This window comes from Chitinophaga solisilvae (assembly GCF_009928525.1).
Lineage (GTDB): Bacteria > Bacteroidota > Bacteroidia > Chitinophagales > Chitinophagaceae > Chitinophaga > Chitinophaga solisilvae.
Map to the genome: position 1 here is coordinate 252908 of NZ_JAABOK010000006.1, position 24839 is coordinate 277746.

The 24839-nt window shown below is 49.1% G+C and carries 14 protein-coding genes; 9 read left to right on the forward strand and 5 right to left on the reverse strand.

Annotated elements, in window-relative coordinates; all coding sequences use genetic code 11:
• Positions 1 to 76: 76 nt before the first annotated feature.
• The 4 genes from GWG06_RS14420 to GWG06_RS14435 all read left to right on the forward strand — a co-directional run bounded on the left by GWG06_RS14420 (position 77) and on the right by GWG06_RS14435 (position 4674).
• Positions 77 to 661, forward strand: a complete 585-nt coding sequence (locus tag GWG06_RS14420; RefSeq protein ID WP_160713977.1) for an RNA polymerase sigma-70 factor — start codon at positions 77 to 79, stop codon at positions 659 to 661.
• 4 nt (positions 662 to 665) lie between these two features.
• A complete protein-coding gene (locus GWG06_RS14425) occupies positions 666 to 1649 on the forward strand; it encodes a FecR family protein (protein WP_127043062.1) in 984 nt (327 codons plus the stop codon).
• 4 nt (positions 1650 to 1653) lie between these two features.
• Positions 1654 to 3456 carry a carboxypeptidase-like regulatory domain-containing protein gene (locus tag GWG06_RS14430; protein ID WP_160713979.1) on the forward strand — a complete coding sequence of 601 codons (1803 nt, stop codon included), beginning with the start codon at positions 1654 to 1656 and terminating at the stop codon, positions 3454 to 3456.
• A gap of 72 nt (positions 3457 to 3528) precedes the next feature.
• Positions 3529 to 4674 carry a hypothetical protein gene (locus GWG06_RS14435; protein WP_160713981.1) on the forward strand — a complete coding sequence of 382 codons (1146 nt, stop codon included), beginning with the start codon at positions 3529 to 3531 and terminating at the stop codon, positions 4672 to 4674.
• Positions 4675 to 4832: 158 nt separating this feature from the next.
• On the opposite strand, the gene GWG06_RS14440 is transcribed toward GWG06_RS14435, so the two are convergent.
• Together GWG06_RS14440 and GWG06_RS14445 are read right to left on the reverse strand one after the other, a co-directional pair.
• Complete coding sequence (locus GWG06_RS14440; protein WP_160713983.1) at positions 4833 to 5684, reverse strand: YncE family protein; 852 nt, start codon at positions 5682 to 5684, stop codon at positions 4833 to 4835.
• Positions 5685 to 5746: 62 nt separating this feature from the next.
• The gene (locus GWG06_RS14445) at positions 5747 to 6655 is read right to left on the reverse strand and encodes a helix-turn-helix domain-containing protein (RefSeq protein WP_160713985.1); all 909 of its coding nucleotides are present in this window, start codon (positions 6653 to 6655) and stop codon (positions 5747 to 5749) included.
• A 59-nt stretch (positions 6656 to 6714) separates the two neighbouring features.
• On the opposite strand from GWG06_RS14445, the gene GWG06_RS14450 reads away from it, so the two are divergent.
• The 3 genes from GWG06_RS14450 to GWG06_RS14460 all read left to right on the forward strand — a co-directional run bounded on the left by GWG06_RS14450 (position 6715) and on the right by GWG06_RS14460 (position 11661).
• Positions 6715 to 7122 carry a hypothetical protein gene (locus GWG06_RS14450; RefSeq protein WP_127043072.1) on the forward strand — a complete coding sequence of 136 codons (408 nt, stop codon included), beginning with the start codon at positions 6715 to 6717 and terminating at the stop codon, positions 7120 to 7122.
• A gap of 187 nt (positions 7123 to 7309) precedes the next feature.
• On the forward strand, positions 7310 to 9844 hold the full coding sequence (locus GWG06_RS14455; RefSeq protein ID WP_160713987.1) for a phosphocholine-specific phospholipase C: 2535 nt from the start codon (positions 7310 to 7312) through the stop codon (positions 9842 to 9844).
• Between the two features lie 239 nt (positions 9845 to 10083).
• A complete protein-coding gene (locus tag GWG06_RS14460) occupies positions 10084 to 11661 on the forward strand; it encodes a L,D-transpeptidase family protein (protein ID WP_160713989.1) in 1578 nt (525 codons plus the stop codon).
• Here GWG06_RS14460 and GWG06_RS14465 read toward each other — a convergent pair.
• Complete coding sequence (locus GWG06_RS14465) at positions 11658 to 12413, reverse strand: murein L,D-transpeptidase catalytic domain family protein (RefSeq protein ID WP_160713991.1); 756 nt, start codon at positions 12411 to 12413, stop codon at positions 11658 to 11660. The two genes, GWG06_RS14460 and GWG06_RS14465, sit on opposite strands and share 4 nt — an antisense overlap.
• 253 nt (positions 12414 to 12666) lie before the next feature.
• Here GWG06_RS14465 and GWG06_RS14470 point away from each other — a divergent pair, with 253 nt between their 5' ends.
• Together GWG06_RS14470 and GWG06_RS14475 are read left to right on the forward strand one after the other, a co-directional pair.
• Positions 12667 to 14367 carry a DUF885 family protein gene (locus GWG06_RS14470; RefSeq protein ID WP_160713993.1) on the forward strand — a complete coding sequence of 567 codons (1701 nt, stop codon included), beginning with the start codon at positions 12667 to 12669 and terminating at the stop codon, positions 14365 to 14367.
• Positions 14368 to 14388: 21 nt separating this feature from the next.
• Entirely contained in the window at positions 14389 to 15165 is a 777-nt protein-coding gene (locus GWG06_RS14475) for a DNA-formamidopyrimidine glycosylase family protein (RefSeq protein ID WP_160713995.1), read from the forward strand.
• A gap of 5 nt (positions 15166 to 15170) precedes the next feature.
• Here GWG06_RS14475 and GWG06_RS14480 read toward each other — a convergent pair whose 3' ends face one another.
• Together GWG06_RS14480 and GWG06_RS14485 are read right to left on the reverse strand one after the other, a co-directional pair.
• The gene (locus tag GWG06_RS14480) at positions 15171 to 15905 is read right to left on the reverse strand and encodes a DUF72 domain-containing protein (protein WP_160713997.1); all 735 of its coding nucleotides are present in this window, start codon (positions 15903 to 15905) and stop codon (positions 15171 to 15173) included.
• A gap of 125 nt (positions 15906 to 16030) precedes the next feature.
• On the reverse strand, positions 16031 to 24832 hold the full coding sequence (locus tag GWG06_RS14485) for an MBG domain-containing protein (RefSeq protein ID WP_160713999.1): 8802 nt from the start codon (positions 24830 to 24832) through the stop codon (positions 16031 to 16033).
• Between the last annotated feature and the right edge of the window lie 7 nt (positions 24833 to 24839).

Consider the following 24839-nt stretch of genomic DNA (forward strand, 5'->3'; position numbering starts at 1 on the left):
GCTCAGCGTGTCGTTAAAGAAAGCATTTCAATTGGCAGAAGGAATTATCTTTGACCTCAGTTATCAAAACTTTAGCATGGATTTGCATCATCCAGGTGATACCTCATTACTGGAAAAAGAAGACACATTAACCTTTGAGCAAGCCTTTAAAACTCATTTTAAGGGTCTGCATGCCTATGCCTGCACTATACTGAAGGACGAGATCATGGCCGAAGAAATGGTGCAGAATGTATTCTGCAAACTCTGGGAGAAATCCGGAGATATAAAGATCAGGCAATCCATATCAGGATACCTCTACCGCGCTGTATATCATGAAAGTATCAATTACCTGCGGCATCAGAAAGTGAAAGCCACCCATCAGGCACATACCCAATACCAGATGAGCAATAACAGGGATACCGGCAATACCTCCGGTAAGGTGACCATGAAAGAGCTGGAAGAAAAGCTGGATAAGGCACTGCGCGAACTGCCGGAAAAATGCAGGACCGTTTTCCAGATGAGCCGGTTTGAAGAATTAAAGTACCAGGAAATTGCTAACCGCCTGGACATCTCCGTGAAAACAGTTGAAAATCAGATGGGTAAAGCATTACGGCTGCTTCGCCTGAACCTGGTAGACTTTCTGCCCCTGATTTTATTATTGCTCAATCTTCTAAATTTTTGATAAGGTGAAAAAGCGTACGGATCATATTAATGATGACCTTCTGGTAAAATACCTGCTGAAGATAACGACCGCTTCAGAGCAGGCGGACGTAGAACAGTGGATGGCAGAAGATGCAGCCAATGCGCGGTATTTCGAACATTTCCGCCTTATCTGGGAGGAGAGCAGGAAGCTGGCAGCTGTGAGCACCGTGAATGAAAACGATGCCTGGATGCGCTTTCAGCAACGTGTAGGCGCAAACGAACATAAACAGGAAGCCCGTATTATACAGACAGATACCTCCTTCTGGAAACGTAATCTGAGCATCGCCGCTTCGCTGCTGGTACTGCTCGGCGCCGCAGGATACTGGTACATGTCCAATTTTCATGTATCCCAGGAAGTACTGTATTCCCATACGGCTGTCAGAACAGATACCCTCCCCGACGGCTCCTTTGTGACACTCAATAAAGAATCTTCCCTGCGCTTCCCTTCTTCGTTCGGCAAGGAACGCCAGGTAAAACTGGAAGGCGAAGCCTTCTTCAACATAGCCCAGGATCCGGGGAAACCCTTTGTCATCCGGGTGAATGAAGTAACCGTAACAGTATTGGGTACATCTTTCAATATCAAAAGCGCCAACGGAAAAACAGAAGTTATTGTGGAAACAGGCGCCGTAGAAGTCTCTAAAAATAATAACAGCATACAACTCCGGCAACATGAAAAAGCTGTGGTGACAGCTGCAGATGCCAGCCCGGTAAAACAGGAGAATACAGATGAGCTGTATAACTATTACCGCACCCAGACTTTTGTCTGCAACAATACACCCCTGTGGAAACTCGCAAACATCCTGCAGGATGCCTATGGCGTGGATATTGTGATTGCCGATGCCGCCAAAAGAGAGCTGCCGATCAATGTCACTTTCGAAAACAGTTCGCTCGACAGCATCTTAAAAATTATTGGCCTCACCTATGATATTACCGTAGAAAAAAACGGGAATCAGATTATCTTGAAATAATTGTATGCCATTCAGCAGAATAATTTTAATCATATTACTGACAGCAGGATTGTCATGGCAAACGGCCGCACAAAGCCTGTTAAACAAAACGGTTTCACTGGAAGTAAAACGGCAGCCACTTTCCGAAGTACTCAACCAGATCTCCAGACAAGGCAATTTTTATTTTTCCTACATCAGTAATATTCTGCCGCAGGATAGCCTGGTCAGTATCAGCGTAAACAGGAAATCGGTCAGACATGTACTGGATATATTATTTGAAGGCGACTATGTATACAAGGAATCCGGAAATTATATCATCCTGCTGAAGAAAGTGTCGGGACAGGCCTATTACCAGATCAGCGGGTTCGTCACGGACAAGCGAACGGGAATGCGCATTTCCAATGCCAGCGTGTATGAACGACAGCAACTCATCTCTACACTAACAAATAACGACGGATACTTCAGGCTGCGGTTAAAGGATAAATATCCTACCGCAGCCATCAGCGTTAGTAAGGAGCTGTATGCAGATACCTCGCTGACGATTAACACCGGCCAGGATCAGGAAGTAGCGGTAACCATTTCTCCGGTTACCTTTCAGCTGAAAACTGTTGAAATTACCAGCCAGGTGGAAAGAACATGGCTCGGCCGTATGCTCTTATCTTCCCGCCAGAAAATGCAGAGTATGAACCTCACCTCTTTCCTGGCGGATAAGCCCTACCAGGCATCCCTGGCTCCCGGCCTGGGTACGCACGGCAAAATGGGCGCTCAGGTTGTCAATAAATTTTCTGTCAACATATTAGGCGGTTATACTGCCGGTGTTGATGGTGTGGAGATAGGTACCGGATTCAATATCGTAAAGGGGAATGTGAAGAATGTTCAGATAGCTGGTATCTTCAACGTAGTAGGTGGTAAAACCAGCGGTGTACAGATAGCAGGGCTGCACAATAACGTGCTGGATTCCATGAATGGCGTGCAGGTAGGCGGCTTCAGCAACATTACCAGGGGCAACCAGGAAGGGGTGCAGATCAGCGGCGTCTACGGACAAACGAGAGGTAATTTCAGCGGCGTGCAGTTATCGGGCGTACTGAACGTCAGCAAAGGAAATATAGACGGGTGGCAGGTAGCAGGCGTGGTAAATGTGGCAGCTAAAAATGCCAAGGGCGTGCAGCTCAGTGGTATTGGTAATTTCACACAGAACGAATTTCATGGCGTACAGCTCACCGGTATCGGCAATATCAGCAAGAGCACCGTTAAGGGTGTGCAGCTCAGTACCATATTCAACTATGCCCGCAGGCTGGACGGCGTGCAGGTAGGGCTGGTCAACATTGCAGATACTACCACCGGTTACAGCATTGGCCTGATCAATTTTGTGAAAAAAGGATACCACAAGGTATCTGTATTCAGTACAGAAACGCTGAACCTCAACGTAGCCTGGAAAAGCGGCCGGAAAGAACTCTACAGCATACTGCTGGCAGGTATGAATGCCGGCACTGAAAAGGCTTATCAGATAGGATATGGTATCGGTAAGGAAATTCCTTTCAACAGAAATTTCTTCCTCGCTGCAGAAATCACCGGCGCCAGCCTGTATATTGGTGATAAAGATGGTATCAATACACAGATGATGCGTATGCAGCCGATGCTGAACCTGAGACTGGGCAAAAGTGTTTCTATCTTTGCAGGCCCTTCCTTCGTGATGCACTTCTTTGATAAAATAGAGCCGAAAGAAGGCTTTAAAACAAATATTCCGGGGAACAGTTACCCATCTTTCAATATGGGAGAACATGTTAAAGGATGGCTGGGGTGGCAGGCCGGCATCACTATCCTGTAAATTAAATTTTTTTGCGTAGGGGTATGTTCTTCCTGGCGTGTCGTTAATCAGTACGAAATAATTAACACAGCCATGAGAACAACGATCAAACTGATAATCTTATCCCTCTTTGTAATTTTATCCGGAACCATTGCGCAGGCGCAGGACAGCACACAGAAGGTGCCTAACCTGACCAGTGTGGCGCACATCGGATTCGTATATCCTGTCAGCTCCAATGGCAGGAAAGCAGGAGAGTACACAAATGCATTTTCCTTACATATTTTAGCAGGTCTTTCCAAAGCTGAAACCGGTACCAGTATTGCCGGTATCTCCAATGTTGTAAGAAAGAATGCACGCGGCGCACAGGTCGCCGGCATTTCCAATCACCTCGGCAGTACCACCGGCAGCGCTACCATTGCAGGTATTGCCAATATAGTAAAAGGCAGGGCAGAAGGTGTCATGACAGCCGGTGTGCTGAATAAGTCTGCTTCTCTGAAAGGTGCTCAGGTAGCGGGTTTTGCTAACCTGGCAGATAACAGTACTTCAGAAAGCGTACAGGTAGCAGGATTCCTGAATAAATCAGATAGCGTCAACTCCTCCCTGGCCGGATTTATCAATATGGATAAGCATGCCCAGGTACAGGTAGCCGGATTTATAAATACTACCGGTAACGCACACACGCAGGTAGCCGGTTTTATGAACATCGCTAAAAAAGTTAAAGGCGTACAGGTGGCAGGCTTCCTCAATATTGCCGACAGCAGCGATTATCCTATCGGATTAATCAACCTGGTAAAAGGCGGCGAGAAGCAGCTCAGCATCAGTATCGATGAAAGCAGCACCACTATTCTCTCCTTCAAATCAGGTGGCCGTACCCTGTATGGTATCATCGGCGTAGGATACAACTTCAAGGATAAAAAAAGTAAGTATGCCCTGCAGGGTGGTATAGGTGCACATCTGCCATTACTCTCACATTTCCGTATCAATCTGGAAGTTACTTCCACTTCCCTGACAGACTTCAAACGCTGGGAATATCACCGTGCATCCTTCGGCGCTTATCCTGCCTACCGCTTTGGCAGAAAGATAGAGGTATTTGCCGGACCCACCTTCAATCACGTATACACCAAAAACGGCGCTGCCCAGGATCTCGTAAGCCACTATTTCTGGACCCGTGAGAAAGGCAATAATAAATTCCAGGGCACGTATATAGGGGGAACGCTGGGGGTACAGGTGAAGCTGTAAATAAAAAATTAATTACGAATTACGAATTGCGAATTACGAATGCGGAAGCGGAGATTTAATCGAAGATGAATAGGATGAAGGATTAAATGCCTTTCTTTCTTCGAATAAATCTCCGCTTCCGCATTCGTAATTCGTAATTCGCAATTCGTAATTCCTGATTAAAACTTCATCACATTGCCTTCCATCATAGCCGGTGTTATAATCTTTCCGGATTTGTCGATGGTGAAATCGGCGGGGCCGGAGATGGGTTCTTTGTTGAGGGTAACAACTTTTCCGTTGTTGATGTCCAGTTCAATGATAACACCTTTTTTCTCGAAGGCTACCCAGTCGGATATGATGAGTTTACTGTTTTTGGTGAGGGTGATGCCATCATAATAGCCGGTGCGGGTGGTGAGCGGAACAAATTTCTTTTCGGGGGCGGAGAGGTCTATATATCCGATTTGTCCGTCAGGGGCGCCGAGGGAGCCGAAACCGCAGGCGTACAGCCGTTGGCGTTTGCTGTCGTAGGCGAGGCCGTTGGCGCCTCTGATGGGGTTGAATATTTTCACTTCTTCAAAAGAGGGAATATTCCCCAGTTGCACGATGTAGATTTTGTTGATGTCAGTAGCAGAAACAAAGATGCTGTTTTCATCGCGGGGGGTAATATCGTTGAGGAGGGCAGAGCCGGTAGCGGACATGTCCAGGTTGAATACCTGTTTACCGTTACGGAGGTCGTATCCGCGGATGTGGTCTACATCAGTAACGTAGAGGATGTTGCGGAAGATGGCCGAACCTTTGGGAGAGTCCAGGCTGTCTGCAAATACAGTTACATCGCCCTGTGGGGTCATCTTGTAGATAACGCCGTCTCCGTCTTTTTTGGTAGGGTCTCCGCCGGTATCGCTGATATAATAGTAACCGTCATGTATGATAACGCTCTCCGGCGCTTTCATGGGAGTTTTGTTGATTCTGGTCTGGGTATGGGCCGCTATGGCTATTCCCAGCAGTGGCAGTAACAAGGCTGTTGCTTTCATAGTTTGTGATGATTTATGACAAAGGTAGGGTGAGCGGTGAATGGGCTGATAACAGGATCCGTTCAAAAAGTAGCAGTTTTGGTTCGCTGTGTATTTTTGGGTGTGATGCCATACAGCTGCTTGTATTGGCGTATGAAATAGGAGGTACTCTCAAATCCGCACTCATCGGCTATTTCATTGACATTTTTAGGTGTATGCTGCAACAGGTAGTGTGCATGCTTCAGTTTCTCTTCGTTAATCCATTTTTTGGGAGGCGCCTGGTATAGTTTAGCGAATTCTCTTTTGAAGGCCGAAAGGCTTAATCCGCATATTTTAGCGTATTCCGCCAGTGACAAGGGTTTTAGCAGATGTGCCCTGATGGTCATTGTCAGGTTTTCTGCACTGGTATCAAAGAGATGGTGCAGGAATGAAAGCACAGCGGCGCGGTGTTTACCAGATAGCAGCAGTAACAGCACTTCTTTTATTTTCAGTTCCAGCAGCCGCGGCGTATGTTCGCCGGGTTGCTGCATGTAGCTGATGATACTGTCGCGCACAGCGGTCAGTTGTGTAGAACAAGGCAACACCATGGGAATGTTTGTCTGCGTTTCCTGCACGTGTTGTACATCATCGAGGAAGCTCCGGAGAATATTATCATCCACACAAAGCATGAGTCCCTGGTATTCTGCGCCGTCGGTCAGGAAAGCAGACATAAAATAGGTGCCTCTTTTCAGCAGCATGACATCACCGGAGCCGGCAATGATTTTGCCTTGCGGCAGATGCACATGTTTACTGCCGCGGATAACGAATACCAGTGTATTTTCTGTAAGAAAGCCCTCTGCCTTGTCCTGACGGTCCAGTAGCCTGAACCAGGCCATGGCCGATTTTCCGCTGTGGCATAATTGTAGTGGCGGGATTTCCTGAAATGCTGCTGGCAGGCGATATAACATAATATTACCGGAGATTTTGATTTTTACAAATATCAGCATTTTCATATTTGTATAAGCGAATTTTGTGGCATTGTATTTGGATTATGCGGACAAAAGCGTTTCGTATGAAAACATGGCTATACTTACCACTGTTATTGCTGGGTTTCATATTGCCCGGTTGCACCAAAACCACGAATGAAGTGGTAATTCCCAACAAAACAATTCTTCAGGACGTACCGCCCAACAAATGGGGCGTTGATGGTAATGTACGTTATGTACAGATCGCCGTTCCGGAACTGGATGCCACCTCCAATCAGCTGGATGGCGTTATTGTGTCTATCGCCAGGGATGGAACGTTGTATGAACTTTTACCTGAAGTATTTGATGGTGAAAGTTATAATGTGATCCATTCCAGCCAGGAAAAAGGTTTTGTGACAGTGGAACTGAGAGGCGCCAATGGTCAGCTGGCCAAGCCGGTTACAAAGACCTACCGCTTCAAGATAGTTATTATTCCGTCTTCACAGATTGACTAATTCATCTTTACCATTTACTTCAACATAAAGGTTTCCGTCACGTACGGAAACCTTTTTTGTTGCCCTTATTTTTACCATTCCTCCCTGTTAATTGTGAGGTAACATTCTTTTTGTTATTTTAAGCGGCATTTTAGACAAAACCCTTATTGACAGGGAGTAACAGTGAACAGGTAAAAATTCATTATTCATGGATACCAGAAGAGATTTTATAAAGAAGGCAGCACTGCTGTCCGGGGCCACCGGCGTAATGGGCACCCTGCCCGGCTCCATTCAGCGCGCATTGGCCATAAACCCCAGGCCAGGCACCACCTGGCAGGATGCGGAGCACATTGTAATACTGATGCAGGAGAACCGCTCTTTTGACCATTGCTATGGCTCCCTGAAAGGTGTCCGCGGTTATAACGATCCCCGCGCCATACAACTGCCTGATAAGAACCTGGTATGGCTGCAAACGAATGAAAAAAATGAAACCTTTGCACCTTTCCGGCTGAATATAAAAGATACCAAAGCGACGTGGATGAGCAGCCTGCCGCACTCCTGGGCCAACCAGGTGGATGCGCGCAACGGAGGAAAATACGATCAATGGCTGCTGGTGAAAGCCTCCGGCAATAAAGAGTGGGCGCCTATGCCGCTTACCATGGGCTTCTACAACAGAGAAGATATTCCTTTCTATTACGCTATGGCAGATGCTTTCACCGTATGTGACCAGAACTTCTGTTCCTCGCTGACAGGCACTACACCCAACCGCCTTTATTTATGGACCGGTACCCTCCGCGATGAACAAAAGGCATCGGCCAAAGCCAACGTATGGAATGAAGATGTTGACTACGGTGCAGAAGCACACTGGACAACTTTCCCTGAACGCCTGCAGGATAACGGCATCAGCTGGAGAATATACCAGAACGAAATCAGCGCCGCCGGCCTCGAAGGAGAGAAAGACGGGATGCTGGCCAACTTCACCGATAACCCGATAGAATGGTTCAGCGCCTTTAATGTGCGCTTCTCCACCGGGCATATCAAATACCTGCAACGCCGTTTGCAGCAGCTGCCGGAAGAAATCTCCGGGCTGCAGGGGAAAGTGGCTGCTGCCGCTGCCGGCAGCGAGGAGGCCGCAAAACTGCAACGGCAGCTGGAACGCAAACAAAAGGAACTGGAAAAGGTAAAGCAGGATGCGGTGACCTTTACCGCTGCCAACTTCAGCAAATTATCCGCGAAGGAACAGGAACTGCATAACAGGGCCTTTACCACCAATATCGGCGACCCCGATTATCATGAACTGGAAACCCTGAAGTATAAAGACGGCGATACAGAAAGAACCGTACAGATACCTAAAGGAGATATCCTGCATCAGTTCCGCACTGATGTTAACAGCGGACAGCTACCCACCGTTTCCTGGCTGGTAGCCCCCGGTGAATTCTCTGACCACCCCGGAGCGCCCTGGTATGGCGCCTGGTATGTGTCTGAAGTGCTGGATATTCTCACCCGGCAGGAAGAAGTATGGAAGAAAACCATTTTTATCCTCTGCTATGATGAAAACGATGGCTACTTCGACCATGTGCCGCCATTTACCGCTCCCTTCAAACCCGGTACCGGACTGGTTTCTAAAGGAATAGATACTGCCCTGGAATATGTGGGGAAAGCACAGGAAGAAGCTAAAAGACATGTAGGCAAAAACGAGGTGCGGGAAAGCCCTATCGGCCTGGGATACCGCGTGCCGCTGGTGATAGCATCACCCTGGAGCCGCGGTGGTTACGTGAACTCCCAGGTGTTTGACCACACTTCTATCCTGCAGTTTATGGAGCAGTTCCTCCAGCATAAAGGCAAGGCCGTTAAAGAAACGAATATCAGCGCCTGGCGCCGTACTGTTTGTGGTGACCTGACCTCTGTTTTCCGGCCGTTTAACGGAGAAAAAATAAAGGTGCCTTTCCCTGAACGCAAAGAGTTCATTGAAAGTGTTTACAATGCCCGCTTCAAGAAGCTGCCGGATGAATTCAAAAAGCTGACAACTGCAGAGATAGAGAAGATCAACAGCGATCCCGCCCATGCAGAATGGATGCCGCGCCAGGAGAAAGGCACCCGCGTATCCAATGCATTGCCGTATCAGCTCTATGCTTCGGGTAAACTGAGCGCAGACAGGAAAGCATTTGAAATCAGCTTCTCTGCCGCCAGCGAAGTATTTGGTAAAAAAGCCGCTGGCTCTCCGTTCAACGTATACGCTCCCGGAAAATACCTGCAGGCAGAAACCCGTCAGATGGAGCCTGTACGTACCTGGGCCTACGCTGTTACCGCCGGAGACACCCTCCGTGACACATGGCCGCTGCACGCTTTCGAAAATGAACATTATCACCTGCGTACCTACGGTCCTAATGGTTTCTACCGCGAATTCCGCGGCAGCATCCAGGACCCGCAGGCCTCCATCGTGTGCGAATACCATCACGCTGCCGGTAATACGAAAAAACTCAGCGGCAATGTACTGCTGCGCATTATCAACAGCAGCGCCAAAGCCATTACTGTCATCATCGAAGATAAAGCCTACGGCAAGCCTCCGGTAAAGAAAACCATCGCTGCAAAAACAGAAGGCGCCGTTATCATGGATCTCGCCTCCAGCCACAACTGGTACGACTTCTCCGTGAAAGTCAACGACTACGCTGACTTTGAACAACGTTACGCCGGCAGGGTAGAAACCGGGAAAGAAGGAATCAGTGATCCGGCTATGGCATAACATAACATAACATAACATTTAGTTATTTAGTTATTTGAGATTTGGTTATTTAAAATGCAGCGGAGATCGTTGCGGATATGATATACGCGAAAATCTCCGCTGCATTTTAAATAACCAAATCTCAAATAACCAAATAACTAAATGACAGGTCTTTTAACCTTTAGCCGTCAGTTGTTGTTATTTATTCAACTGACGGCTGAAGGTTGTTCAGTTGGTACCCGATTTGATGTGTGACCAATATGATGAAACTTATCCTGATTTTTAGCCTCATAACAGCAGTGGTTGCCGGCTGCCATTCCCCAGCAGCACCGGCAGAAGCTACCCGGATGTACACGGATAGCATTACCCCCCGCAATATCTCCATTACCAGCTCCGGCAGCTATAATGACCTGTTTCTCGACAGCAATGCAGTGACCCGCTTTATCACCGCACAACACCTGGATGATACCGTCGCCAACAGGTTAATCAGTTTTTACAATGCACGTAATTATGAGTTTGCATGGCTGGACAGTACGGGGCTGACAGAAGAAGCCGCCGCTTTCCGCAGCCTGTACAGCTATCTGAAAGACAGTGTGCATAACAGGGAACTGGATACCCGTATGAATGCGCTGATGGAGGAAGACAGTCTGCATGTCAGTGCCAGAGATCCTGCCATGGTGAATACGGAGCTGATGCTGACCATCCGCCTGATACAATATTTCAGGGAGAAAGGTGGCAGCGTTGCCGTGATGGAACAAATGGTGCCTGTCAGCAAACAGACTACGGAACAGCTGACGGAAACCATGATGGGCGTGGATGATAAGCTGTATCCTGCTGCCGCTGCAATGAAGCCCTGGCTGAAAAAGTACCGCGATATAGTAAAGAACGGCGGCTGGGAACCGGTGGCCATCTCGCGTAAAGCATACAGCAAAGGTCAGTCATCTCCCGAAATAATACCACTGAAGAAAAGACTGGCGATAACGGGAGAATTAAAACAGATGGATTCCACAACAGTGTTTACGGAAGAACTGGAAGCAGCAGTGAATACCTTTCGTAACGCGCACGGATATACGCAAAATGGCGTCATCAACGATACGGTTATCAGAGCGATGAACATACCTGCCGCACAGCGGCAGCAGCAGCTGCTCATCAACATGCAGCGTATGAAATGGATGCCGGCAGAGCCGGAAGGGAAGCTCATACTGGTGAATATACCGGCCTTTGTACTGCATGTCACCAATAAAGGGAAGAAAGTATTTGACATGGATATTGTGGTAGGAAAAGAAGGCCACAGTACCACTATGTTCTCCGGTAAACTGAATATGGTGGTGTTCAGTCCGTACTGGAATATTCCACGTAGTATTGTCCGCAAGGAAATATTGCCGGCCATGCGACGCAACAGTAGCTACCTGGCCAGGCGTAACATGGAAATTACCAAGGTGGTGAACGGCGTACCCAGGATCAGGCAGCGACCAGGCCCCCGGAATGCGCTGGGCCGTGTAAAATTTCTCTTCCCCAACAGCTTTAACATCTACTTTCATGATACGCCGGAGAAGAGTCTTTTTAACCGCGATATACGCGCCTACAGCCACGGCTGTATCCGACTGCGGGAGCCACTGAAGATGGCGCAGTTCCTGCTGGAAGACTCACCCCGGTGGACAAACGAAAAAATTGATTCTGCCATGAACAGCCGTAAGCAGCAATATATTCCCATACGGCCGCCGGTGCCGGTCATTATCACCTATTTCACCTCCTGGGCGGATGACGCAGACGGGCTGCATCAGGTGACTGATGTATATGGCCACGATGAAAGAATGCGTACGAAAATGTTCCTTTAGATATCGATGCTGTCCTTCAGCATTTTGGTGTGCAGGGAATAATATTTATCCGGACTGTAGGAAAACAGGCAGGTACCGTTGCGGATACGTTCAATTACCTTGCGGTGGAGCTTCTCCGGGATGGCCGGGCATCCAAGACTGCGGCCGATATATCCCTGACTTTTTATCAGATTATCATTTACATAGGCGGCGCTGTGCATCACAATACCTCTGCTGAGCGCATTGTCATTGATACCCGCTTCTTCGCCCTGAAGGCGGAGAGAATAGCCGTGTTCACCAATGTAGGTATCTCCGGTGATGAAAAATCCCAGGCTGCTTTTGTAACTGTTCATCGCATTGGAGAAAGTATTGGCGTTAAGTGTGCCGGAATTCCTGCCATGCGATACCAGTGTATTAAACAGCAGCAGTTTATTTTTGAGGTCGATCACAAATAATCTTTTCCTGCTGGAAGGCAAAGAGTAATCGATGATAGAAATAATATCCGGATTTTTAATACGTCCTTTTTCTTCCAGTTGCTCATAGCCACGCATGGCGTTGTCGAAGGCATCCCTGGACAAGCCCGCACTGTCTAGCCCCAGCTGTTCGTACAGGCTTACCGGTACGGTCATGAGCGTAGAATCTGCCGGCATCAGCTGCCTGGCGGAAACAGTATTTTTTTCAGTAGTGGTAATAGTGGTAATCAGGAATGCAGACAAGCTGGTTGTTACAACGAATATAAACGGTTTAATCAGTTTCTTCCATTTCAATTTCATGTTCACGCCGTTAATATTTTTAATAGGTTAGCAATAAATTATCAATAGCACATCAGACGAAATTAACGCATATCGCGCGGAAATAGTATGAAAAAGGATTGTTTCAGATTGCTTGTAAAGTCATTTTAACATAGTGTTGACATAACAGAAAAATAGTTATATAGAACAAGATTAATGAAATAACGGACAATATCAGCATAGTGAAAGAATAGCGGGTGATTATCTTTAAGTGCAGGAAAAAGCGCTTTTATATATGAAAAAACAACGAATAGTAATTTTTGCTATCATGATTATCAGCTGCGGGCTAAGTGCGCGTGCGGGCGAGCCGGTAAAGGAGCTGATTCAGCAGGTGAATGCAGATGTGGATGACCTGCACCGCGTATATATTTTCCGTCAGAGTCCGGAGTACTTCAACAGGATGCGCGCTTACTACAACGGTACGCTGCAACAGCTGCGTAAGCTGGATTTCAGCTCCCTGCCCGTGTCTGAGCAGATAGATTATCTGCTGCTGCAGCGTAAGGTAACGCAGGAACAGCAACGCCTGAACGAAGATGAAAAGATGTACGGCCAGCTGCAGCCGGCTATTCCCTTTGCAGAGGAGATCATGACCCTGCAGCAGCGCCGCCGCCGCGGCGATAAGCCGGACGCAGCAAAAGTAGCGGCCACCCTCCGCCAGGTGCAGGAAGAGATCCTCTCCGCCCGCCAGGCGCTCACTGCCAGTAATCCCTTCAGCGCCGCGCAGGCGCGCAGAGCCGCAGAAATTACCGGTAGTCTGCGCAATGGCCTGAACCACGTCTATACATTTTATTACGGCTATGATCCGGAATTTACACGGCAGGTAAAAGCTCCGTATGCCGTGACCGATTCCCTGCTGGGAAAATATGCAGCCTTCCTGCAGGAAGAGCTGGCAGACAAGCACGACAAATCCCTGGATGCTTCCGGTATCAAAGGAACGCCGATAGGCAGAGAAGCGCTGATAGCGCAGCTGCAATATGAAATGATTCCCTATACGCCCGAAGAACTGGTGGATATGGCCAACAAAGAGTTTGCCTGGTGTGATGCCGAAATGCTGAAAGCCTCTGCTGCACTCGGTTTTAAGAAAGACTGGAAAAAGGCGCTGGAGAAAGTGAAGGAGAACCATGTAGCGCCCGGAGAACAACCCGAGCTGATTCACCGCCTGGCAGATGAAGCCATCAGATTTGTGGAAGACAGCAACCTGGTGACCATCCCTGCGCTGGCGAAGGAAACCTGGCGCATGTCCATGCTCAGCAAGGAACAGCAGCGTTTCGCACCTTTTTTCCTGGGCGGAGAATCCATACTGGTGGCCTATCCCACGGAAGATATGGATGAAGCTACCAAAGCGATGAGTATGCGCAGCAACAATTATGCATTTGCACATGCCACCGTTTTTCATGAACTGATTCCCGGCCACAACCTGCAGGGCTTTATGAATAAACGCAACCGGCCGTACCGCCGCATGTTCAGCACGCCATTCTCCGTAGAGGGGTGGGCGTTATATTGGGAGATGCTGCTGTGGAATAAGAATTTTCACAGTACACCCGAACAGAAGGTAGGCGCGCTTTTCTGGCGCATGCACCGCTGTGCGCGGATCATCTTCTCGCTGAATTATCACCTGGGCAGATGGACGCCACAGCAATGTATTGACTTCCTGGTAGACCGTGTAGGACATGAACGTTTCAGCGCGTCTTCAGAAGTACGCCGGTCCTTTGAGGGCGACTATGGCCCGCTTTACCAGATTGCGTATATGATGGGCGGGCTGCAGCTGCGGGCATTGCATCATGAAGTAGTTGACAGTGGTAAGATGACGGAGCTGCAATTGCACGATGCCTTCCTGAAAGAGAACGCTATTCCCATAGAGCTGTTCCGCGCCATCATCACCGGACAGCGCCTTACGCCCGATTTCAAGACGCAATGGCGTTTTGCAGATCATTGATTATTTTTAAAGAAAAAAGCCATGCCTGAATTACCCGACCTGCAGGTATTCCGTTCCAATCTGGAAAAGGCCCTGTTGCATAAAAAACTGAAGACGCTTACTGTCATCAATAAAAAGAAGCTGCACCAGTCCGAAAAGGAGCTGAAAGAGGCGCTGGAAGGACAGGCGCTGGAAGATATAGTAAGAATCGGAAAAGAGCTGCATTTTGTGTTTAACAACGGGCACGTACTGGGGATGCACCTGATGCTGCATGGTAAACTGTACCTGTTTAAGGACGAATACACAGACAAGTACCCGGTATGCACGCTGTTGTTTACCGGCGGTACCGGGCTGGCACTCACCGATTACCAGGGGCAGGCCAACATCACGCTGGATCCTCCGGAGAAAGAAGCGCCGGACGCGATGTCTAAGTCTTTCACAGAAAAGTACCTGAGCGAAGCGCTGGCAAAGAAGAAGATAACTATCAAAAAATATCTGCTCGACCAGAAAAATGTGCTGGGTATCGGTAATGCCTATGCAGATGATATTCTGTGGGAAGCGCGTATCTCTCCGTTTTCTGTCTGCAACAAAATTCCGGCAGTGCAGGTGAAAAAACTGCATACTGCTATCAGGGAAGTATTACAACGGGCAGAGAAGATGATTAAAAAAAATCATCCGGATATTATCAATGGAGAAGTGAGGGATTATATGCTGGTGCATAGTTCCAGATTGAAGGAAAGTCCGGGTGGCGCACCTGTTCTGCATGATACCGCCGGCAGAAAAACATATTATACCGATGAGCAGGTATTGTATGCATAAAAATATCAGCGGGCAGACAGCAGCGATTGCAGCGTCTGCCCGTTTTTTAAGGCATAGCCGTGACCATCATTGTTGAAGAAAGCCCAGATGTTATGTTGCTCCCGCTCCCACGCCTGAATCTTTTCCGCATATTCTTCCATCGTTTTTTTCGTGTAGGCAGTATCGTAATGACCATTGGGACCATGAAACCGCAGATAGATATGTTTAGCCGTAACGAATTCTGCAGAAGGCCAGCGTTTGCCGGCCACAGCTATTACCCAGGCAATATGATATTGCTGCAGCAGTTGTGTGGCTGACGTTTCCAGCCAGCTGTCATGCCTGGCTTCCAGTGCAAACCGGTAGCCCCGGTAGCGGCTGTGTAGCAATGAGAAAAAAGGAGTCACCCGTTCCGGGTCAAAAGCCAGTGATGGCGGGAGTTGTATAAGTACCGGTCCCAGATGTTTTTTTACAGGATCGAAAATATCAAAGAATTTCTGCACAGGCTCTTCCGGATCCAGCAATCGTTTTATATGAGTAAGGTAGCGGCTGATTTTAGGACAGAACTTAAAACGTTGTGGAACTTTTTCTACCCATCCTGCCACAGTAGCAGATTTGGGAAGATGATAAAAACTGGTGTTGATTTCCGTTACGTGAAAGAACCGGCTGTAGTAATGCAGCCACTCTGCCGGCTTCAGATCCGGCGGATAGAAGATTTCCTTCCAATGTTTATAACTCCATCCCGAAGTACCAATGTGAGCCATGTTATTATTTGGTTATTTGAGATTTATCCCCAAAAAAGATGCCTTCCGATTGTTCCGGAAGGCATCTTTTTTTTATACAAATCTTAAATCTTAAATAATCAAATAACCAAATAATAAAATGGTTGCTATCTGATGATGGTGATAAAGCCTTTGAATAATGGAGCGCCGGTACCCATGTCGATGGCAAAGTAGTAGGTGCCTTCTGCGAGTGGCTGTCCGTTGACGGTGCCATCCCAGGTGTTGCTGTAGCTCTTCTGTCTGAACAGGAGGCGGCCTGCGCGGTCAAATATTTTCACTTCATTCTGCGGATACATGTCGATGTTTTTCACAATCCAGCGGTCGTTGATACCATCGCCGTTAGGTGTGAGTACGTTGACAGCTTCCAGCTTATAGTCTTCCTTAACAATGATGACTATGGATCTGGTGACACTGCATCCGTTGCCGTTGCTGATGACTACTTCGTAGGTAGTGGTTTCAGCGGGGCGGCAGATGGTTACCGCTGTGTTGGTGCTGCTCAGGCCATTCGCCGGCTGCCATTTGTAGGAGGCGCCGCCGGAGGCAATCAATGTCAGGGCATCGCCTTTACTGATGGTGGTATTGCCGTTGGCGCGCACGCTGCCGGAAGGAACCGGAGTAACGGTAACGGCTATACTGCTTGTGCTCAGCTGGTAGCCGTTTTCAAATGTTACGGTAACGGAGTAGCTGCCGCTTTCTTTTGCATCGTACTGGCGGCTGCGGGCGCCGTTAACAGCAACGCCGTTGCGGTACCACTGGTAGGCGTTGGCAGGGGTGGAGGTGAGGGTTACCTTACCGCCTTCGCAGAAGGTAACACTGCTTTCCGGTGTGATGACCGGCGCCGGCCAGTTGGATACATGAATATCGAAAGTAACCGGAGGTGCAGCGTTGTAGTTACTGTTACCCGGCTGGGTGATAGTGATGGTAGCAATACCTGCTATGCCTACTTTGGCGGTAGCGCCGGTGAGGCTGATAACAGCGGAGTTGTTGCTGGCAATAGCTACCGGCAGTCCGCTGCTGGCGCTGGCACTGATCGTGAAATCAGGGTCTCCCTGGTTTTTATTGCTCACAGCCGTGTAAGTAATCTGCTGTGTTGCTTTTCCTATCACTAAGGTTCCCTGCTGGTAAGTGATGGTATAGTTGGCGCTGCTGAGGCCGGATGGCATAATGATGTAGCTGCCGGCATTTACAGCTCCCTGTGAACTGCCGCCGTAGGCAAGCGTTCCGGAGAGTACCGCCGCCTGTTCACCATACACCAGGCCGGTGTAGGTAACACCATTTCCGCCCGTATAGGCGTTGCCGGTATAGCCCTGGCTGTCGTCTTTTGCTTTTACTGTCAGGGCAGCCGGTGTAACCGTGAATGTCTGCGTCACTGCCGGAGCTGCATTATAGCTGCTATTGCCGGGCTGGTCAGCAGTAATGGTTATGCTGCCGGTTCCGGTGATGGTTACCACATTGTTGCTGACAGTTGCCTTGCCGGATGTAACCGTTAATACCGGAGTAAGTCCGGAAGTAGCGGTAGCACTGATGGTGAATGGCGCATCGCCGTACACATGATTGCTGATAGCCGGGAAGCTGATAGTCTGATTGCCTTTTCCAACGGTAAGTGTGCCGGGCTGGAAATGGAAGGTGTAATCAGCTGCTGCCAGACTTCCTTGTGCTACGGTGACAGGGTATGTGCCTACCGGAGAATTTATATCGGCAGTAGTGCTTATTGCCGGTGTGCCTGTGAGAACAGCTGCATTGTCAGTATATACAAATCCGCTATACGCCCAGGTGAGCAACGGATTAGCCGTATTGACCAACCTGGATTTATCATCAGCTTTTACCGTCAGGGTAGCTTTGCTGATATGTACGATGAAGTCAACGGGTGAAGCTGCTTCGTTGTTGGCATCGCCTGCAGCACTGGCCGTTACGGTTACATCGCCGGCATGTGTGATGGTGAAGGTGCTGCCGCTGATGCCGGCATTTGCTGCACCCGATTTGATAGTGTATACAACCGGGAATCCTTTGGAAGAAGCGGCTGTTAAGGTAAATGGTGCATCACCATATTGTTTGGAGACATCCACCGCCTGTGTGATCTGCTGGGTGGCTTTGCCGATTACCAGTATACCTTTTACAAAGGTGATGGCATAGTTGGCGCTGCTGAGTCCTGCGGGCATAATATCGTAGGAGCCGGCATTTACAGCCCCCTGTGCGTTACCGGTATAACTGAGCGGCCCGTTAAGTACGGCAGGCTGTTCGCCGTATACCAGACCAGTGTAGCTAACACCGTTACCGCCCGTATAGGCGTTGCCGGTATAGGTGCGGTTGTCATCTTTCGCTGTGATGGTTAACGCAGCCGGCGCAACGGTGAATGTGTGCGATACATCCGGAGCAGCATTGTAGCTGTTGTCGCCGGCTTGCGCCGCGATGATGGTAACGTTCCCTGTTCCGGTGATGGTCACCACATTATTGCTGATGGTGGCATTACCTGAAGTAACACTCAGTACCGGCGTGAGTCCGGAAGTGGCGGTAGCGCTGATGGTGAATGGCGCACCGCCGTATACATGGTTACTGATAGCGGGGAAGCTGATAGTCTGATTGCCTTTACCAACGGTGAGTATACCAGGTTTGAAGCTGAAGGTATAATCGGCCGCTGCCAGGGAGCCCTGTGTGAGTGCAATCGGATAAGTGCCTACCGGCGAGTTAAGGTCAGCGGTAGTGCTGATGACCGCTGCGCCGGTAATGGCGGTAGCGTCATCGCTGTAAACAAATCCGCTGTAGCTCCAGGTGAGTGCCGGATTAGCAGTATTAAACTGTTTGGATTTATCGTCTGCCTTTACTTCAAGCGGCGCTTTGCTGATATGTACGATGAAGTCAACGGGTGAAGCTGCTTCGTTGTTGGCATCGCCTGCAGCGCTGGCCGTTACGGTTACATCGCCGGCATGTTTGATGGTGAAGGTGCTGCCGCTGATGCCGGCATTTGCTGCACCTGATTTGATAGTGTATACAACCGGGAATCCTTTGGAAGAAGCGGCTGTTAAGGTAAATGGTGCATCACCATATTGTTTGGTGACATCCACCGCCTGTGTGATCTGCTGGGTGGCTTTGCCGATTACCAGTGTACCTTTTACAAAGGTGATGGCATAGTTGGCGCTGCTGAGTCCTGCGGGGATAATATCGTAGGAACCTGCATTTACAGCCCCCTGTGCGTTGCCGGTATAGCTGAGCGGCCCGTTAAGCACGGCAGGCTGTTCGCCGTATACCAGACCGGTGTAGGTAACACCGTTACCGCCCGTATAGGCGTTGCCGGTATAGGTACGGTTGTCATCTTTCGCTGTGATGGTTAACGCAGCCGGTGTAACGGTGAATGTTTGCGATACATCCGGAGCAGCATTGTAGCTGTTATCGCCGGATTGCGCCGCGGTGATGGTAACGTTCCCTGTTCCGGTGATGGTCACCACATTATTGCTGATGGTGGCATTGCCGGAAGTAACGCTTAGTACCGGCGTGAGTCCGGAAGTGGCGGTAGCGCTGATGGTGAATGGTGCATCGCCGTATACATGGTTACTGATGGCGGGGAAGCTGATGGTCTGATTGCCTTTGCCAACGGTGAGTATACCTGGTTTGAAGCTGAAGGTATAATCGGCTGCTGCCAGGGAGCCCTGTGTGAGTGCAATCGGATAAGTGCCTACAGGCGAGTTAAGGTCAGCGGTAGTGCTGATGGCTGCTGCGCCGGTAATGACGGTAGCGTCATCGCTGTAAACAAATCCGCTGTAGCTCCAGGTGAGTGCCGGATTAGCAGTATTGAACTGTTTGGATTTATCGTCTGCCTTTACTTCAAGCGGCGCTTTGCTGATATGTACGAGGAAGTCAACCGGTGTAGCTGCTTCATGGTTGGCATCGCCTGCAGCGCTGGCCGTTACGGTTACATCGCCGGCATGCCTGATGGTGAAGGTACTGCCGCTGATGCCGGCATTTGCTGCACCTGATTTGATAGTGTATACAACCGGGAATCCTTTGGAAGAAGCGGCTGTTAAGGTAAATGGTGCATCACCATATTGTTTGGTGACATCCACCGCCTGTGTGATCTGCTGGGTGGCTTTGCCGATTACCAGTGTACCTTTTACAAAGGTGATGGCATAGTTGGCGCTGCTGAGTCCTGCGGGGATAATATCGTAGGAGCCGGCATTTACAGCTCCCTGTGCGTTACCGGTATAGCTGATCGGCCCGTTAAGCACGGCAGGCTGTTCGCCGTATACCAGACCAGTGTAGGTAACACCGTTACCGCCCGTATAGGCGTTGCCGGTATAGGTGCGGCTGTCATCTTTCGCTGTGATGGTTAACGCAGCCGGTGTAACGGTGAATGTGTGCGATACATCCGGAGCAGCATTGTAGCTGTTATCGCCGGCTTGCGCCGCGGTGATGGTAACGTTCCCTGTTCCGGTGATGGTCACCACATTGTTGCTGATGGTGGCATTACCTGAAGTAACACTCAGTACCGGCGTGAGTCCGGAAGTGGCGGTAGCGCTGATGGTGAATGGTGCATCGCCGTATACATGGTTACTGATGGCGGGGAAGCTGATAGTCTGATTGCCTTTGCCAACGGTGAGTATACCAGGTTTGAAGCTGAAGGTATAATCGGCCGCTGCCAGGGAGCCCTGTGTGAGTGCAATCGGATAAGTGCCTACCGGCGAATTAAGGTCAGCGGTAGTGCTGATGGCCGGTATGCCTGTGAGAACAACTGCATTGTCAGTATATACAAATCCGCTGTAGCTCCAGGTGAGTGCCGGATTAGCAGTATTAAACTGTTTGGATTTATCGTCTGCCTTTACTTCCAGTATTGCTTTGTCAATCTGTACGGTAAAATCAACTGGTGCAGCATCTGCATAATTGGCATCACCTGCGGCGCTGGCGGTGATAACTACTGTGCCGGCATGTGTGATGGTGAAAGTGTTACCTGTAATATTACCGTTACCTGCGCCGGATTTGATGGTATAGGTTACCGGGAATCCTTCGGAAGAAACGGCATTCAGGGTATAAGGAGCATCCCCGTATTTTGCTTGAATACCAGCAGCTCCGGTGATCTGATGGGTAGCTTTTACAACCTGCAGTGTTCCCTGGGAACCGCTGACAGTATAGTTGTCAGCCGATGTGGAGCCATTCTGGTATACAATCGGATAATAACCAGGCGCTGAAGTTTTAACTGCCACTGTGGTGAATACAGGTGGAGTTTTTAATACATCAGGCTGGTCATTGCGTTTCAGCCCCAGTACCTGGAAGCTGAATGTAGGATTATCGGTATTGTAAGGTCTGATGACATTGACAGGCACAATGGTTAACGGCGCCGGCGCCACGGTGAAAGTGACCTGTGTCTGTGCCGGAAGGTATTCACTGTTTCCTGCCTGATTTACGGTTACTGTGATATTACCTACATTACCGGTGATGATGGCTGTGTTGTCAGCATTCATGGCGCCATCGCCTGTAACCGTATAAGTAAGCGGTAGCCCGGAATTGTTGCTGGCAGAGAATCCTATGTCAGTGCCATAGCGAACTGTTCCACCAAGCGGCACATTGATATACTGTGTTTTTTTGTTGATAATGAGTGTTCCTGCCTCATAGTTCAGCAGATATTTGCCGGAAGTATAAGTTGCATTTGTTATGCTGATGATATATGACCCCGGTGTATTGTTGTTGGGGGCATTGTGACTGTAGGTGACATTGAGACTGGAAATATCACCCGGACCATCACTTCCAACAAATCCGTCGAGACGATAGGTAAATGCCGGGAATGCATTGCCCGGATTCATGCTTTTATCTTCTGCAATAATCCGCAGTATTGCTTTTGCTGCAGTGAAACTGCCTGTAACGGTAGTAGCAGGTAAGGTGTTGCCATCTCCTGCCTGGCTCACCGTAAACGTGATGTTACCTGCACCTGTGATAACGATGTTGCCATCAGGGTTGACAGCAGCAGGGCCGGAAGTAATGGTATATTTCACCGGTAAGCCGCTGGTGCTGTTATATCCCGGATCAAAGGGAGCATCTCCGTATGTTTTGTTAAATGCCGCAGGGCTGTTGATCGCCTGTGTCCTTTTATTGATAGTTAAAGTGCCCTGCTGGAAATTAAAGGTATAGTTATCAGCTGCCAGGGTACCGGCAGTGATAGCAATGGTATAGTTGCCTGCCTGTGTATCCTGATTTACAATTGACAATACAGGTTCTCCGGTAAGAGAGCCGGCGGCATTATCTGTGTATTTAAATCCGGTGGCAGACCAGGTCAGTGCCGGTGGCACAGGATCGCCGTATGTCTGGGTTTTATCATCGGCAGTAATGTTCAATACCGCTTTGCTGATATGTACGGTGTAAGATACTTCCGGTGCTGCTTCATAGTTCACATCTCCGGGCTGACTGGCTTTCAGTACGATGTCGCCGGCTCCCTTAATGGTAAGCGTGTTTCCTGAAACAGCAGCCAGTGCTGCGTATTGTGCATCCAGTGTATACGTTACCGGTAGCCCGGAGGTAGTGAAGCCTTTCAGCGGGAAAGGCGCTGCTCCATAGGTAACGGTGGTATCCGGATTAACGAATTTAACGGTCTGTAATTGTTTGATGATATTGTAGTTGCCGGGTTGCAGATTGAAAGAATAATTATCTGCATCCAGCGAGCCTTGCGTCATCGTGATATTGTACTGACCGGGAGAACCGGCAGGATCAGGGTTGAATACGGGAGTACCTCTTACCACATCTTTCGTGTCAGAGAATACAAAGCCCGCATATTCCGGTATCCAGGAAGGGAATGCTTCCCCATAGTGAATCGTTTCCGGTTTTACGGTTACCGTCAGCGGATGTTTGACCACATTGAGCATAAGGGAGGCTGTAAGCGGCAGGAATTTATTGGAGCGTATGGCCGTTACCGTTACATTGGTAGTACCCGCTTTAATACCGGTGAATTTACCGCCGGTAGTATCCGCCAGTTTGGTTACCTGCGCATATTGCAGAGGGCTGGAAGCCGTTACCTGCGGGTCTTTATCAGTATCTCCGTAAGTGATGGTGAACGGATTGCTGCCGAGTGTAATAGTTTGAGGCTGCGCCTGATATTCATACGCACCGAGATCTATGATGGTGTTGCTGATACGCAGCTGACCGGTAATATCCCTGGCGCCTGCCTGTACAGCGCCGGGGTTGTTGGTTTGCGGGTCGCCGGCATTGAAAACAGACTTCGGAATATTGATATCCGGTGCGTAATTGAAGGTGGCTGCGTTGGGGAAGGCAGAGGTAATTACCGTTCCATCGCTGACGCCGCTGCCGTTAAAGTACCGGTTGTTTACAATGCTGTACCTCAGCATGGCAGATGGAGAATTGGCGCCTCCCTTATAGATCGACTCTGTAATGAGACTATTATAGATAATAATTCCACCGGTTACCGAATTGTTGTTATAGTTTATGGATGTTGAGCGGTTACCGGTACTGGTAACATTGATCAACGTATCATTGTTATCTGAATACTTGACGAAGGAGCTGCTGTTGTTGTAAAATGCACTGTTAAGGATGGTTACGCCTCCGTTGCCGGAAGTGTAACATGCTCCGCCATCCGTTAAGAATGTTTTGTTATACCGGAAGTGTATATTTCTGAGTTTGAGGGAGAAGCTGGTATTGTTGCCGTTTGTTATCAGGCCGGCTCCTACGCGGGAAAGCGTGGTACCGCCATCTGCCAGACCGCAGGTGATAACGAAACCATCCAGCACAGTTCTGTTATTCACGCCTATAGCCGTTACTACGTGATAGCTGTTATTACCGGTAATGCCTGTCAGGTCAGCAGCTGCTGTATTATCATTATCGTCGATATCACCGGAAAGTATGGTCTGGTTGATATCCAGCTTTCTTAAAGCAGGATCATTTTCTCCGTCAAAGCCGCCGAATACTTCTACGTTGGCGGCCAGTGGGAATGACAGCGTTCTGTCGCCGGTAGCAGTAGGTTTATGTGTACCTTTTGCTACCCATATCTGTTTTATATCGCCGTTGGAAGCTGCTGCTGCCACGAGTGCGTTGCGGAGGTCGGGATAGGCGCTGGTCCAGCTGCTGCCGTCGCCGTTCATGCCGGCTTTATTATCTACATATACAATATGATTGGCATCGGGATTTACTACAACCAGATTGGCAGGTGTGGCGCCGGGAAGCTGAAATCCGGCAGGAGCGGGGCTGATCTGCGTCTGGTCCTGCCGCCATCTGGCAGGGTCCTGTAAATAGGCGCGGAGACTATGTGGTGTACCGGCAATTACGCTGTTATCATATTTTCCGTTGATGGCGGTAATAACCGGGAAAGCGACATCGGTGGCGCTGGTAGCCGGTTTTACACTGGAGGATGCTGTCAGCTCATCGTCGAGTGAAGCGTCCCAGTCGGTTCTGTTAACAGCAACACCCGCAATGATTTTCACCTGGTTACTGATTTTGGTATAGGCAATCAGCTGATCGCCGGCCAGCCCTATACTGATATATTGTTTCTGCGGGGCAGAGATGGTATTGTACGTTGGCTGTGTAAGGCTAACCGTGCCTTTGCTGGCACTGGGGGCATATTTACAGAATACGACAATCTGCGTGCCTGCTTTTATCAGGGTAGCGCCGCTTTTCCATTCTATGATGCCATCAGACTGTGTGCCGTAATTGGGATCATTGGAAATCTGGAAAGTGGCGCCGCCGGATTTAAGGCCGATGTCTGTGAAGAATACGCTGGTGTTAGGCTGGAGGTCTACCAGCGTTACAAACGAGAATGCGTCATTCTGCGTAGTGCCGTTTGCGTTATCATCAAAAAGATTAAAGGCGGTAATGGCGAGGTCGCCGGGTTTTAAAACTGTTTGTGCATGCAGGCCAGCGGACAATAGCGTACTGGCTGCTAATAGCAATAGTGGGGCAATCCTGCGTAAAAATAATTTCATGGCAAGG